Consider the following 14,273-nt stretch of genomic DNA (forward strand, 5'->3'; position numbering starts at 1 on the left):
GCGGAACGCTGAGCCGTTAGACTCCATGTTCGGCCTTGGAACTTCCCTTATACCCGATCTCATCCCACAGAGTCTGGTCCGTCGCTACAGGAGACCCGTATGGAAGTCCTTCAGCAACGTGAATCCGCCTGTAACGCCTGCAAGGATGGCCACAGCGAACCTTTCCCTTTTACGATGGCCTTTCAGCCCATCGTGAATGTCGAGGCCAGCTGCGTTTACGCCTACGAAGCCCTGGTGCGTGGTCCGGAACAACAGTCCGCCGCATTCGTTCTCGGTCAGGTCAACGATGAAAATCTCTACGCTTTCGATCAGTCCTGCCGCGTCAAAGCCATTACGCTCGCATCTCAACTTGGTCTCGTCGAAACCGGCGCTATGCTTTCGATCAATTTCCTGCCGGGAGCCATTTACAGCCCTGCTGCATGCATCCAGCTCACCCTCAAGACCGCCCGCGCCGTCAACTTTCCACTCGACCGCCTCATCTTCGAGATCGTCGAGGTCGAAAAAGTCGCCAGCCCCCGACACCTTATGGACATATTCACCGAGTACCGCAAATGCGGGTTCCGCGTCGCGCTCGATGACTTCGGCGCGGGCTGGGCGGGCCTCGGCCTCCTCGCCGATGTCCCGGCAGACGCCGTCAAGATCGATATCGACTTAATTCGAGGCATCCACAACCGTCCCCGCGCTCTTGCCATCGTCGAATCCATCGCTCGGCTCTCCGAATCGCTTCACTTCAACCTAGTCGCCGAGGGCGTCGAAACCTTCGACGAGTACCTCGCCCTCCGCGACTGCGGCATCAAGCTAATGCAGGGCTACCTCTTCGCGCGCCCTGGCTTTGAAAGCCTCCCCATCCCCACACTCCCCGGGCAACGCTAAACCCTGACTTACTATGTCGCTTTGCATTCCTCCCGTTTCAATCCGAATCTGATCGAAGTCTCGCGGCTGGACAAAACTGGCATACTGACTGGCCTACCGACCAAGCACTCTTCGTCTCCCAATCCCGTATTGCACACTGAATCGCTTAGTCCGCATTTTCCGCCAGACCAGAAACCCAGGTCGTAGCGAAGCCATTACCGATGACCGCTCTCACCGTTCGCAGGACATCTGAGTTGGCCGCACCAGAGATTGCGCGTACATTTCGTTCTACCTCTTCCGCGGTCGCCATACCGATCAGCGTGCTTGCAGCAAAGGTTGGCGTGACTGCGAACTGTAGTGCTAGTGTTGCGAGATCCCCTCCCTCAGACTCCGCAGCAGCGTCCGCGCGCCGCCCTGCCTCTTTCAATTCTGGTGAAGCTGGGTGCCATGCTGGAACTCCGCTCCGTGTCAGTAGACCCATCATCAGAGGCGAGGCGTTGATGAGACCTGTTGCTGTGTGCTTCGCTAAGGGGGCCAGTACATCTTCCATGTCGGTGTTCCGCAGGGAGTAGCGGCAGTACGAGAGGATCGTATCGACTGGCGCAGCTTCGGCGACACGCCGAAGCAACTTTACAGGGTAAGCTGTAATTCCGATGAAGCGCGTCTTGCCTTCGGCTTGCAATTCGCGCATAGCGGGTAGGGTCTCTTCGACGATCTGGGACTCATGCCCAAACTCGATATCGTGCGCTTGTAGCAGGTCTACATGGTCGGTTCGAAGCCGACGCAGCGAAGCTTCCACGCTGGCACGAATGCTGGCGCGGGAGAAGTCAAACTCGGACATGCCATAGCGACCGCACTTGGTCGCGAGCAGGATTTTGTTCCGGTTTCCCTGGAGCGCGTTGCCAAGCCGTTCCTCGGCAAGCGTGAGGCCGTAGTATGGCGACGTATCGAAGAAGTTGACGCCGAGATCGATGGCGGCGTCAACGGCTCGTTGAATCTGTGCCGTAGAGGTTCGTCCGTAAACATCACCGAACGGCGAGGTGCCAAACCCAAGGATGGAGACTTCGCATCCGGTGCTTCCGAGCTTCCGATACTTCATCCTTACCTCATCCACCATGCTTATGGCCGTGCGAAACGCATCTTGGCGGCCGGCATGTACCTGTCACTATCATATTTATACGAAACAGTTAACGTGTAAAGTTGTTTTGAGCGAAGAAATAGAGGAGAGATATGTCTCATTGGACGTACAGACTCGAGGCCGCATTATTCGCCATGATTTGGGTGCCTTCATCGCTACATGCGCATTCCAGTCCTCGTCCTAACCTATGTGTTTTTAATTACGCTCGATCAATTGGGTCTAGCGAAAAGAGCAATGGACACGAGGAGTAAATATGAAGGCATTTCGTTTAGAGGCTCCCGGCGCTCCCGTCCTTGCGGACATTCCCGACGTGCGACCTGGTGCTGGCGAGACACTTTTGCGAGTGAAGCTCGTCGGCTTCTGCGGGACCGACCTCAATACATGGCGAGGACGGAATCCGATGGTCATCTTCCCCCGTGTGCTTGGTCATGAGGTAGCGGCCGAAGTGGTTTGCGGTGGGGCGGACCTGCCGGTCGGGTCTTCAGTCACGATATCTCCGTATACAAGCTGCGGCGCTTGCCCCGCCTGCGCAAACCATCGTCCAAACGCCTGTCAGCGCAACCAGACGATGGGCGTGCAACGCGACGGCGCGATGACCGAGTACATCAGCGTGCCGCGCGAGAATATCTATACCGGCAATCTCGGCCTTACGGAGCTATGTCTGGTTGAGCCTCTAACCGTGGGCTTCCACGCGGTCTCGCGTGGACGTGTAACTGCTCAAGATACCGTGGCCGTGTTCGGTTGCGGCGGGGTTGGCCTGGGCGCCATCGCAGGATCGGCCTTCCGTGGCGCAACCACCATTGCGATCGATATGGACGACGCAAAGCTTGCGATTGGAGCGAAAGCAGGAGCGAAACACCTGATCCACACTGGGCGCGAGGATTTGCATGCGCGCCTTCAGGAGATCACTTCCGGCAAGGGGCCGGATGTGATAATCGAAGCCATCGGGTTACCCTCGATGTTTCGTGCCGCAGTCGAGCAGGTGGCCTTTACAGGACGTGTCGTGTATGTCGGCTATGCCAAGGAACCTGTTTCTTACGAGACACGCTTGTTCGTGCAGAAGGAGCTAGATATTTTGGGTAGCCGCAACGCGCTTCCGGAAGACTTCCGCGAAGTGATCAGGATGCTCGAATCCGGAATGTTCCCCGTCGAGGAAGCCGTGAGCGCTGTAATAGCCATGGAGGATGCGGGAGGGATGCTCGCTGAGTGGTCCGAGGCTCCGGAAAGGTTCACAAAAATCATAATCGCTGTGAGCTGAGGTTTTGGCGCCCTTCCGTGATTCAGATCAACGGGCGGCCCGCTCAAACGGTAAGTCGTCAACGTGGGGTATAGTGCCTGTATGGCGATGCGAATGAAGGACATCGCGGAGGAGCTGGGTCTCTCGGTCGTGACCATTTCCAAGGTGCTGCATAACCACCCGGACATCAGCGCCAAGACCCGCGAACGCGTTCTCAAGCATGTGGAGGCTCGTGATTATCAACCCAGCATGCTGGGTCGCAGCCTGGTTACGGGGAACAGCTTCCTCATCGGCCTCGTTGTCCCTGACCTGCTTCACCCCTTCTTTGCCGAGGTAGCCAAAGCACTCTCACTTGCTGTTCGGGGGAGTGGCTATTCCCTGATCATCTCGTCGTCAGAAGAGGATCCGGGGCTTGAGTTGCAGGAGATGCGCCAGTTGCTTTCGCGTCGCATCGATGCGATCGTGGTCGCCTCAACGGCGACCTCTGGCGAAGCGTTCCAGCGGATGCATCGCAACAATGAGCGCGTACTGCTCATCGATCGCAAGTTCCCTATTGAAGGTGGTGCCTTCGTTGGCGTGGATGATGTCGCCGCGGGCCGCCTGGCCACCGAACATCTCATTCAGGTCGGCTGCAGGAATATCGCCCACATCGGCGGACGTGAGAACAGCACAGGGCTGGACCGGCTGGAGGGGTATCGTCAGGCGCTGCTCGCAGCGAATCTTCCGTTTTCTCCGAAAAACGTGATCCACCGTACGCGCGTGGACACGAACAGTTTCGGCGAGGGCGCCGCGGCGGCTCGCCTCTTGTTGAGCCGTAAAGTCCAGCCTGATGGGATCTTCTGCTACAACGATCCGCTCGCCATTGGTGCAATGCATGTGCTTCTGGAAGCGGGCGTGCGCATTCCAGAGGACATCGCGCTGGTCGGATGCGGCAATCTCCACTACGACAATTCATTGCTGGTTCCGCTGTCGAGCATCGATCAGAAGTCTTCGGAGATTGGCCGCGTTGCCGGAGATATCGTCCTGAAGATGATCGCCAACAAGGAAAAGAACAACGGAGAAACTGTTGTTCTCAGTCCGTCCCTCGTGGTGCGAGCTTCGTCGAGGCGGGGCTCTGCAAAAGCCACCGCCAAGACGGCCAAAGCGAAGTAAATTACCGCGAGACTCTGTAGAGGACGCTGGCGTGTGGACGAAGGGTGACGCGGAGAGTCTCAAGATTCTTCAGGTCTTTGTGCTGCCAGAGATCACGGACTGCAAGCCGCTTCCCGTCGACACCCACCTTGCTCCAGGGTAGATCGATTGACTTCTCTGTGTCGCCGCGGTTGAAGAGGGCGACATACTTCGATTCCGAGCCGGGGACGTCCGCCGTCCAGGCAATCGCTGCTCCTTCGCGATAGCTCTCCCTGCCGTTGTCGCTATGCTGGTTGACGGCCAGCACCTCGGAGTTGGTGAGCAGTTCATAGGTGAAGGCGTCGCTTGTGGGAAGGTCGCCGCCCATCATCAGGGGCGAGCGAAAGATCGACCAAAGGGACATCAGCGTGTACTGCTCATCGTGGGTCAGCAGGCTGGAACGGTCTTTCCCTCGCTCCGCGCGGATCCCGATGTGACCGAGCGGCAGCATGTCTGCGTCCGGCCAGCCGCCGGCATGGACCTTTCCCTCCCATGTCTTCATGAGGTCAAACTGGGTTCTTACATCGACCCACCGGTCCCAGAAATCGTTGGAGATGCGCCAGAGCTGAGCATTGGCCTGGAGATCGGCATACCGGTCCACTGGCGCTGGCCCGGGCGAAAGACTGAGCACAATGGGCCGCCCGGTCTTGCTCAATGCTGCGCGTAACGCCCGGATCTCCGATGCACGGAAGGGGCGGCTCATGTCGTCGGCTTTCACGTAGTCCACACCCCAGCTGGCATAAAGTTCCGCGATGGAGTCGTAGTAAGCCTGGGCACCTGGCTTGGACATGTCCACACCGTAAGTGTCCTGCATCTCCGGCCATTTGCAGACGTTTACCTTGTCTGCTACGTCTCTTGCGTGAAATGGAGTTCCCTTGATGGGCAGGTTCTTGTCGACAGCTTCACGTGGAATTCCGCGCATGATGTGGATGCCAAACTTCAGCCCCTTGCTGTGGACGTAGCCGGCCAGCGACTTAAAGCCCGCACCCGTCCCGGCTGACGGAAAGCGATTGGGCGAGGGTACGAAGCGGCCAAACTCGTCCATGGTGACCTTGCCGCGTGCGATGTAGCCGTGCGCATGCGCATCGGGCTGATACCACTCAATGTCCACGATCAGGTACTCCCAGCCGAACTGTTTCAACCTTGCTGCCATGGCATCGGCGTTGGCCTTGACCTCATCTTCGCGTATCGCGGGTCCGTATGAATCCCAAGAATTCCAGCCCATGGGGGGAGTTGGCGCAAGAGTCTCAGCAGCTAGGACCTCGTTCGAAAGGGAAGGGAACTTGCTGAAGAGCGGAGCAGCGATTGAGATCGCAGCGGTGATCGCGACGAGGAAGCGGGCGGCAGAGTTCACAGAATTCTCCTTGGAAATGCGTCGGCGAATTGTAATTTTGTACGTTTACTGTAACGTTTATTATGCATAAGCATTAATGGAACGACTTGAGGCTTGTCAAGGTAACACCCCCACTCGATAAGCCTCTTCGTCCGCTTCGATGTGTCGGAACGATTTCTTCCAGGAGTACACGATGCCTCTTTGCCGCCGCCTATCGATACTTAGCTTCGTAGTGGTCGCCAGCGCGGTTGCGTTCGCGCAGTCCGCTACGCCCGCACGTATCATTCAGCGGGAACAGGCCATTCACGCGTCGCCACTTACGCTCTGGTATCGCAGTCCCGCCAAGCTTTGGACCGATGCGCTCGCCATCGGCAATGGACGTCTGGGCGCAATGATCTTCGGCGACCCGGAAAAAGACCGCTTCCAGTTGAACGACATCACTGTGTGGTCCGGTGGACCGATGCCCCACGCTGACCGGGAGGGTGGATATAAGGCGCTGCCCGCCATCCGGAGTGCGCTCGGCGAAGGCGACTACGCCAAGGCCCAGGCGCTCGTGCAAAGCAATCTCACCACGGCTGGCACCGGCGATAGCGAATACTGGCCCTCCTACGAGACACTTGGCGATCTCACCTTCGACCATCAGCTTGGCCCCGGTCGGATTACCAACTACCTGCGCTGGCTCGACCTCGATCGCGGCATCACGGGCGTGGACTTCACTGCCGATAGCGTGCGATACCACCGCGAAGCGTTTTCCAGCGCAGTCGATCACGCGATCGTCGGCCATTTCATGGCCGATCGCCCAGGGAAGATCAGCTTTAACGTCAGGCTGAGCCGCCTGGCCAGTGCTACCACTACATCCGAGGGCAATGACACGCTGGTGATGCGAGGGGACACGACCTTCCCGGCGCAGTCCGCGCATCCCGCCATTCCTCCGGCGACTTCGGGACCAGGTAAGGGATTTCCTGGCCGTCCCGCCCGGCCAGCGCAGCCAGCAAGGCCGGGCAATCTGGACTATGAAGCGCGTCTGACCGTGCGTATCGTCGGCGGCTCCGTCCGGACGGTTGGGGACAAGCTAATCGTTGAAGGCGCGAACGAGGCTACCATCCTGCTGACAACCGGTACGTCCTTTGTTCTCGACTACACCAAGGGTTACAAAGGCGAAGATCCGCATGCGACGGCAGTGGCCCAGATGCGGGCGGCTGCAGGCAAAGCATACGACTCGCTCAAGGCAAGCCACATCGCCGAGTATCAGAGCTTCTTTCACCGCGTCCGCTTCGATCTTCCCGCGACGGAAGCCTCGAACGAAGAGACCGGCACACGCATTAAGAATTATGCGGACGGTAGCCGAGATCCTTCGCTTGCGGCACTGTATTACCAGATGGGCCGCTATCTGCTCATTTCCTCGAGCCGGCCCGACAACCCGCTGCCCTCGAACTCTCAGGGTATTTGGGGAGATGGACTCGATCTCCCGTGGAAGAGCGACTACAAATCCAACATCAATTACCAGATGAACTACTGGCCCTCGGAGACCGCCAACCTGAGCGAACTGCACCTGCCGGCAATCCGCTTCGATGCAAGTCTGGTGAAGCCCGGCACGAAGACCGCACAGGCTTATTACAACGCGCCAGGTTGGGTCGTTGCCTACACCGCTAACGCCTGGGGATGGACCTCACCCGGCGACGGGATGCCCTGGGGGCCGTTCTTTGGCGGGGGCGGCTGGATCGCGCAGGACATATGGGAGCATTATGCCTTTACCCGGGACCGCGACTTCCTGCGCACCTATTACTCCGTGCTAAAGGGCTCGGCGGAGTTCTATCTCAGCATCCTCGTTGCCGATGCCAATGGGAAACTGATCACGTCGCCTTCACTCTCTCCAGAGAACCGCTTCCGTACGGATGGTGGTGTGGTTGGGTCGGTGGTGGATGGTTCAGCAGTCGAACGCGAGATCATTTGGGATCTGTTTACCAATGCGATTGCGGCGAGCGAGATTCTTCAGACCGATGACAATTTTCGCGTGAAGCTGCAAGATGCGAGAGCGAAGATCCGCCCGCTTGAAATTGGTAAGGCGGGACAGTTGGAAGAGTGGGGTCATGATTGGGACCAGAATGCTCCCGAGATGAACCATCGCCATATCTCTCATCTCTTTGCCGCCTATCCCGGATGGCAGATCACCCCACAGACGACGCCGGCTCTCGCAAGTGCGGTTCGGGAGTCTCTTGAGCTGCGCGGCGATGAGGCAACGGGATGGAGCAACGCCTGGAAGATCAACCTGTATGCGCGTCTGCGTGACGGGGACCACGCGCTTAAGATCCTCAACCAACAACTACGCCTCGCCGGGGGCACAACGATGGACTACCACGGCGAAGGCGGAGGTACTTACAGCAACATGTTTGACGCGCATCCGCCGTTTCAGATTGACGGCAACTTCGGTGGCACCTCTGGCATTGACGAGATGCTGCTGCAAAGCAATCTGCGTTACACCGATACCCCTGGAGGCGTGGAAGACAACTATGTGATCGACCTGCTGCCAGCATTGCCTTCCCGTTGGCCGCAGGGTTCGATACAGGGTCTGCGCGCACGTGGAGGCTTTGAAGTAGACCTTGCCTGGAGTGGTGGCAAACTGATCGGCGCAACGCTTCACAGCATAGCCGGAAACACTGCGCGCGTTCGATATGGCACAACAACGATGCCGGTACAACTTAGGCCCGGACAGCAGATTGAGATTACGCCGAAGAGTGGCGGAGAACTCCAGCTTTCGGCGCCGCATGGGTCGTTTCAGTAGCTGTGCACTCCTTGCTAAAGGCGCAGCGCCTCAAGGCGGTTACCGGATATTGTCTCTTCCTTTGCGGGTAAGGGCACAATGGGAACTTCAATGCGGCAGTGCCGAAGGGATTGATGATGTTGAGATGGCGAAACGAAGCAACCGCAAGCCATGTGATTCCAGTGGTATCTGGAGATTGCGGTCTGTATCGCGAAGAGTGTCGAGTTGCTCGAGAGAACGGGGTAGCGTAGCTGGACCATCTGCTAAATTGAATACCGTGACGGCACTTGCGCCGTTTGCGTAGCGTGTCATCCTCACCTGCAGCTCAGGTTTGGTCCGAAAAGAAGGAAGATCTACCGGAATGGCCGGTATTGCTGCCTGACTGATAGCGAGGAAGCGTGCTTCGGAAATGAGACTGAGGTTGAGGTGCCCGCAGCTTATAGATTTTTGGTCCTGAGCGGGATATTCTGGAGCGAAGGTTCCACCCCATGAACAAAGTATCTACTTTGGAGTCAAGACTCCTCAGTCGTGTTCTTCACAGTAAACGGCTAGCCCTCAATCTTTCCTATCAAATCACAAAGCTTGTCTGGGACTGGATGGAAAGCCGAGGTCTGGCCTCTTACACACACGCAAGTTTGTCACCCCGAGCCTTACCGGGATTTTCATATGGGTAGAACGCAGCTAAATAAATTATTCCCGAATAAGGCTCACTAGCGAATCGAAAGACGCTTTCGATTCCGACATTGGAAACGCTGGGACATATGAATTTCAGGGTTAATTTTGCGTTAAACATCCTAGTTGTCGTCGCATGGTGCGCAACTTCCCCCTATATTCAGGCGCAGGCGCCGGAAGCTTCCCTCATTGCCGTTCGTCAGTCGATCAATCAAAGGGAGTTCTCGACGGCTGAGACACTCTTACGCTCAGAGCTGGAGCGCTTGCCCACCTCTCCGGACGTGCATTTTCTGCTCGGTCTGGTCTTGTTTTATGAGCGTAGACCAAGCGATTCGTTGGCCGAGTATACGCTTGGTGCCCGGTTTCGCACTCCGGGTGCAGACGAGTTAGTTGGAGTTGCCTCCGATTACATTCTGATGAAGGACTATGACGACGCGGAGCGCTGGCTGACCCAGGCTACCGAGCTTGCCCCACAGATGGCGAAAGCCTGGTATTTGCTTGGTCGGACCCAATTTAACGAGAACCGGGTTGAAGGTGCCGAGATATCTTTTCTGACGTGTCTGCGTATCGATGCCCACAACGTCAAAGCGGAGTACAACCTCGGGCTCATCTTCGAGAAGACCCAGCGCCTTGACCAGGCACAAGAGGCCTATGAAAAAGCGATCAAGTGGCAAGAAACTATCGGGATCAAAGATCCGCAGCCTTTTCTCGATTTAGGTATGCTGCTGCGACAGCAGGGACATGTCGGGCAGGCACTACCTTATCTGTTAGCTGCTAAAGAAGCGGGCCCCCGAAATCCAATGACGTTTGCAGAAATAGCTCTGTCGTACGAACAACTCGGCCGGTTCGATGAGGCAATTACTGAATTGAATCAGGCGCTGCTGCTTTCGCCCGATACCGAAGCACTCCATTTCTTTTTGGGCCGCGTTTATCGCCGGGCCGGACGCGTCGAGGAAGCCAAAGGCGAGTTTGCAGAGGCAGCAAATCTATCCGGCGCGAAATCTAACGAGGGAGTACCAAACGAAGAGCTATTTCCATGATCGCGACTTCAAGAGACCGTGCAGCACTGGGTGCGCGTATGCGATGTCGCGCCAACTGAATGAGGAAGGCCGCGCAGATCGCTCGCGCAAATGCGAAGCCTTCCTCAACTCCCAAGGCCTAGAACTCCGCTCGGAGTGTCAATTGTAGTGCGCGGGGGCTATTATTCAGGCCGCCCACGGTCCCGAAACCGGGATCGTTCGGGTTGCCGTCAGGTCCGCCGAAGACGTGGCGGTTGAACGCATTGAAGGTTTCGACGCGGAATTGTAGCGCTAGCTGTTCTGTAATATGGGTGCGCTTGATGAGAGCAAAGTCCTCTTCAAGGAAGGCGAAACCGCGATCATTGGATTGATACTGGGGCTTTGTGCCGAATGTATACGCTCCGCCGTTTGCCTGAAATGCCGGGCCCTGATTCTGATCGACGACTGCCTTCGGGTTGTACCAGACATCGGTTGTGGGATTGAACTTACCGCTCCGGCGGGCATCCGACTGGAGCTGCACTCCCGGAACGAGAGTGTAACGGATGCAGTTATCGAAGCCCGGAACCCCGGTTGCACAACCAAATCCGTTAGGCTGACCCGACTGATAACGCTGGATACCGCTGACGGACCATCCCCCTATCGCATAGTCAACGAACTTGTTGTTGTTCAGGAACGCACGACCTTTACCGACAGGCAGATCGTAGAGGTAGCTCACCACAAAGATTTGCGGAACGTCCTGTGGCGAGACCGACTTTTCGCCCTTAGGGTTGAAGGGGTTTTGAATGCTCGAGGTATAGGCACCCCCAAGGCTGCCTCCAATGATGTTACCCGTATCGGTGAGGATCTTCGACCAGGTGTAAGATGCCAGCAGATTGAGCCCGTTGCGATAGCGCCGTTCAAGCTTCGCGGTGAGAGCATTGTAGGAGAGCTGGCCGTGATTTTCACCGTAGGCGCCAGTATTAACTCTGTTGTATTGCGGGTACGGGCGAAGCGCTTGGGCTACGTTTCCGGTAAATCCAGCGAATGGAGAAGCAACGCCATCGACCGCCGCGCCCGAACCATCGAATGGGTCGCTGAGCTTCGTGCCTAAGGTGAAGTTCGAAGGGTTGATGTCATTGAGGTACAGAAGGTTCGATCCGAGATGAACTCCGCGCTCTCCCAGATAGCCGAGCGTAAAGATCAGGTCAGGTGCGAACTCCTGCTGGACGGAAGCAGTATAAGTCTGGTCGAAGCCTGGTTTACCGAAGTCACGTTTGGTGTAGTTGATATCCTGGCCATTTCGCTGCGAGCGGTCAAAGCTGGCCGTCGTTGGAATGGAGGGAACGCCGAAGCTGCCGGGGTGAAGGTTGAGGGGTGTAGCGCGTGAGCCTGGATCGAGCAACTCCGCAGGCGAGAAGCCATTTCCAGTGTTGTTAATCTGACTGATATTCGAATATCCGGCAGGTAAGCCGCCGTAAATCTGCTGCCATTGCAGAATAGGGGAGTTCAAAGCGCTATAGCTGGCGGAAAGTACGGTCTTATGATTCAAGAAACCGGGAGCGTAGGAGAAGCCTAGCCGGGGTTCGATGTTTTTGTAGTAAACGTTCGACCAGCGAGAGCTCAAGCCATCCTTGCCTGAACCGCTGCCTGCAAAGACCAACGCTCCCAAGGTGCCTGTACCCGCGGCCCCGCTATTGATGACCGCGGGGCTGAACTGTGATCCGAAGTCGTGAGATTCCTTGAAGGGCAGGTCCACATCGTAGCGGATACCGAGCGAGAGATTAAGGTCTTTGAGAACCTTGAACTCGTCTTGTAAGTAGAGCGCCTCGTACTGGCCGATGTTGCGCGAGGTGATGAAGTTCTGCTTTACGGTTGCAGAACCAACCTGTCCGAGAAGGAAACTGGCAAAGCCGTTTCCGCTGCCGTTGGCAGAGTTGACGGATGCCGCAGTCTGCTCGCGAGAGAAGTCGAACGTGCCGTTATGCAAGCTCAGGAAACTGGAGATCGAGATTGCATAGCGGTATTCTCCGCCGATCGATAGATTATGCCGGCCCTTGGTGAAAGATACGTTATCTCCCAGATAGAAGGAGTTGTCGGAGATTTTGGAGTTATAACCGTCGTTGTGGGGATCGACGGGATTACCGAATGCACTTGTGCTGTCCTGGATGGCGATACCGGGAAAATAAAGGCCATCGCCGCCGGGCAAACCAACCAGTTGTGAGAAATCTTTCCCTAACGAGGGTGTAATGAAACCCTCTTTGTTAAGGACGCGGGTGAAGCCAACCGTTAGGTGATTGAGCAGGGTCGGCGAAAAGATGCGGTCATAACCGCCGCGTATGAGGTGCGTTGGCAGGTCTTGGGAGGTAATGAACGGAGTGATGGGCAGTTGTAGCGTTCCGCCGAGATTATTGTTGCGCACGTTGTCACGCACGTTGTAAGAGACAAAGAATTTGTTGTTCTGGTTCAGCGAATGGTCAAAGCGCATCGACTCGGCCGTGCTGATGATGGGATAGGATCCAGCGAAGTTGTAGTTGTTGGTGAGCGCGGTAGACGCCTTCGGAATGTAGGCCGAAATGGCGGACGCAACAGGGCTAATCTGGGCAGCCGGAATGATGTTGCCGGGGTAAGCTGTCCGGCACTGAACCCCACCTACAGTTTTGGCTGTGCTGGGGTCAAAGATCTGTCCTTGATAGATATTCGATCCGTCGCACGGATTTGTTCCGATGACGGTTGTGGTGAGGTTTGCGGAGTAGTCGCCAGTGAGGTTGGCGGGCGTTGGCAATGTAATCAGTCCAGCGTAGCCTTGCGTGTTCTTGAACTGCTCCCAAGCGAAGAAGAAGAACGTCTTGTCTCGACCGTCATACAGATGCGGAATGCGAACAGGACCGCCAAACGCCAGACCGTAGTTCTTCTTGTTATCCGGAGGAGTCACGTTGCCGGCGTTCGCACCGTTAACCGCACGATCGCGATTGTTGAACCAGGTGTTTGCATCGAATGCTGTGTCACGATAGATTAGGAAGCCGGTGCCGTGGTAGAGATTCGTGCCTGACTTCGAGGCGTAGCTCTGGATACCGCCGCTGGTTCTGCCGTACTGCGCGGGGATGCCGCCGATCAAGACCTTGAACTCACCCGTGGCCTCGACCGAGGGAAGGATTTCGTCCGCGAAACCGTCTCCAAAGCTCTCTACCTGCAGGCTGGCGCCATCGAAGAGGATCTCACTGCCGAAAGCCTGCCCCCCAGAGACGCCGCCTTCGAACGTTCCTCCGCCGGTTCCTGTGCCGTAGGTCGCTGGCGTAAGGAAAACAAAGCTCTGAGAGTTGCGAATGGCGTTGCCGTTTGTGGAAAGCGGCAGATCCAGCACCTGCCGCGGCGTGACAACGGTGCCGACGTCAGAGCTCTCGGTCTGCAGTTGGGGCGCATCGGCGGTGATCGTCACGGTCTCAGTCTGCGATCCGGCGGCGAGAGAGATCTCAAGCGTTGTCGTGGTGCCAATCTGCACCACGACGCTGGTTCTCTCGGCGGACTTGAAGCCCTTGCTGGTCACGGTGACCTTGTAGTCGCCAACCTGTAACGAGGGGAAGCGGAAATCACCGGCTGAACTGCTGATTGTTGTTGCGACCTGGCCGGTGGCTACGTCCACCGCCGTGATGGATGCGCTAGTTACGTTCGCGCCGGTCGGATCCGTGATGGTGCCGGTGATGGAACCTGCGTTTGATTGGGCGCGGAGCGACCCGCTGAGTATTCCGATTACGATTACAACCCCGACCAGACTTTTCCTATGCCACATATTAGTCTCCCCTAAAAGTGAAAATCGCTACCGTCTAATCACATTTTTGCTAAGAAGTCGCCTCCCACCAGAGATGACGACTTCGTCTTGTTTATACGTTTCAGTAAACCTTTACTTTGAAAGCACGATGAACGGTAAGCTTTGGTCGGACCAATGTCAATCTTTTTTTAAAACGTTGCATCACGATCCGTAAACGCACAAATGGGATGCCCATACCAAACGGCAAAAACGGCTCTGTTGCAAAAAGTAGGCATGGACAGGGGCGTCCCAGAGGTGCCGTTCGATCTGGACGTCAGGCCGGTTGGAGTTCGAGTTGTTCATTGAT

8 protein-coding genes are annotated in these 14,273 nt (G+C 56.7%); 5 read left to right on the forward strand and 3 right to left on the reverse strand.

Annotation, left to right across the window (positions count from 1 at the left end; genetic code table 11):
• Positions 1-99: 99 nt before the first annotated feature.
• Positions 100-873 carry an EAL domain-containing protein gene (locus tag HDF16_RS25960; RefSeq protein WP_184223132.1) on the forward strand — a complete coding sequence of 258 codons (774 nt, stop codon included), beginning with the start codon at positions 100-102 and terminating at the stop codon, positions 871-873.
• 145 nt (positions 874-1,018) lie between these two features.
• On the opposite strand, the gene HDF16_RS25965 is transcribed toward HDF16_RS25960, so the two are convergent.
• Complete coding sequence (locus tag HDF16_RS25965) at positions 1,019-1,951, reverse strand: aldo/keto reductase (RefSeq protein WP_184223134.1); 933 nt, start codon at positions 1,949-1,951, stop codon at positions 1,019-1,021.
• 292 nt (positions 1,952-2,243) lie between these two features.
• Here HDF16_RS25965 and HDF16_RS25970 point away from each other — a divergent pair, with 292 nt between their 5' ends.
• Both HDF16_RS25970 and HDF16_RS25975 read left to right on the forward strand, forming a co-directional pair.
• Positions 2,244-3,248, forward strand: coding sequence for a zinc-binding alcohol dehydrogenase family protein (locus tag HDF16_RS25970; protein WP_184223137.1), 1,005 nt, complete (start codon positions 2,244-2,246; stop codon positions 3,246-3,248).
• A gap of 93 nt (positions 3,249-3,341) precedes the next feature.
• Positions 3,342-4,379, forward strand: coding sequence for a LacI family DNA-binding transcriptional regulator (locus tag HDF16_RS25975; protein WP_221313202.1), 1,038 nt, complete (start codon positions 3,342-3,344; stop codon positions 4,377-4,379).
• Position 4,380: 1 nt separating this feature from the next.
• Here HDF16_RS25975 and HDF16_RS25980 read toward each other — a convergent pair whose 3' ends face one another.
• Positions 4,381-5,751 carry a glycoside hydrolase family 27 protein gene (locus HDF16_RS25980; RefSeq protein ID WP_348641441.1) on the reverse strand — a complete coding sequence of 457 codons (1,371 nt, stop codon included), beginning with the start codon at positions 5,749-5,751 and terminating at the stop codon, positions 4,381-4,383.
• A 172-nt stretch (positions 5,752-5,923) separates the two neighbouring features.
• Here HDF16_RS25980 and HDF16_RS25985 point away from each other — a divergent pair, with 172 nt between their 5' ends.
• Together HDF16_RS25985 and HDF16_RS25990 are read left to right on the forward strand one after the other, a co-directional pair.
• Entirely contained in the window at positions 5,924-8,512 is a 2,589-nt protein-coding gene (locus HDF16_RS25985; RefSeq protein WP_184223141.1) for a glycoside hydrolase family 95 protein, read from the forward strand.
• A 740-nt stretch (positions 8,513-9,252) separates the two neighbouring features.
• Complete coding sequence (locus HDF16_RS25990; protein ID WP_221313204.1) at positions 9,253-10,203, forward strand: tetratricopeptide repeat protein; 951 nt, start codon at positions 9,253-9,255, stop codon at positions 10,201-10,203.
• A gap of 118 nt (positions 10,204-10,321) precedes the next feature.
• On the opposite strand, the gene HDF16_RS25995 is transcribed toward HDF16_RS25990, so the two are convergent.
• Positions 10,322-13,948, reverse strand: coding sequence for a carboxypeptidase-like regulatory domain-containing protein (locus HDF16_RS25995; protein WP_184223145.1), 3,627 nt, complete (start codon positions 13,946-13,948; stop codon positions 10,322-10,324).
• Positions 13,949-14,273: the final 325 nt, after the last annotated feature.

Source organism: Granulicella aggregans (assembly GCF_014203275.1).
Taxonomy (GTDB): domain Bacteria; phylum Acidobacteriota; class Terriglobia; order Terriglobales; family Acidobacteriaceae; genus Edaphobacter.

Bases quoted from the DNA above. Each gene is read 5' to 3' on its own strand.
- HDF16_RS25960 (WP_184223132.1), top strand. From the start codon at position 100: ATGGAAGTCCTTCAGCAACGTGAATCCGCCTGTAACGCCTGCAAGGAT.
- HDF16_RS25965 (WP_184223134.1), bottom strand. From the start codon at position 1,951: ATGAAGTATCGGAAGCTCGGAAGCACCGGATGCGAAGTCTCCATCCTT.
- HDF16_RS25970 (WP_184223137.1), top strand. From the start codon at position 2,244: ATGAAGGCATTTCGTTTAGAGGCTCCCGGCGCTCCCGTCCTTGCGGAC.
- HDF16_RS25975 (WP_221313202.1), top strand. From the start codon at position 3,342: ATGAAGGACATCGCGGAGGAGCTGGGTCTCTCGGTCGTGACCATTTCC.
- HDF16_RS25985 (WP_184223141.1), top strand. From the start codon at position 5,924: ATGCCTCTTTGCCGCCGCCTATCGATACTTAGCTTCGTAGTGGTCGCC.
- HDF16_RS25990 (WP_221313204.1), top strand. From the start codon at position 9,253: ATGAATTTCAGGGTTAATTTTGCGTTAAACATCCTAGTTGTCGTCGCA.
- HDF16_RS25995 (WP_184223145.1), bottom strand. From the start codon at position 13,948: ATGTGGCATAGGAAAAGTCTGGTCGGGGTTGTAATCGTAATCGGAATA.